At 49.6% G+C, this 274-nt stretch carries 1 protein-coding gene; it reads left to right on the top strand.

Annotation, left to right across the window (positions count from 1 at the left end):
- Window positions 1–39: 39 nt before the first annotated feature.
- Window positions 40–274 (top strand): DMT family transporter (locus FN960_RS24035; RefSeq protein ID WP_260682103.1); only part of this gene is annotated, 235 nt, incomplete at its 3' end.

Consider the following 274-nt stretch of genomic DNA (forward strand, 5'->3'; position numbering starts at 1 on the left):
CATTATTGGCGGCATTGTGATCCTCGGGAGTACGGTGTAATGGGCCTGATGTGGGGATTATTCAGCGTCATTATTGCCTCAGTTGCGCAATTAAGCCTGGGTTTTGCGGCGAGTCATCTGCCGCCGATGACGCACTTATGGGATTTTATCGCGGCTCTGTTAGCTTTTGGCCTGGATGCCCGGATACTGTTACTCGGGCTGCTGGGTTATCTGCTTTCCGTTTTTTGTTGGTATAAAACGCTTCATAAACTTGCGCTAAGCAAAGCCTATGCCT

Origin of the sequence: Alkalicoccobacillus porphyridii (assembly GCF_007293315.1) — a bacterium.
Lineage (GTDB): Bacteria > Bacillota > Bacilli > Bacillales > Bacillaceae_D > Alkalicoccobacillus > Alkalicoccobacillus porphyridii.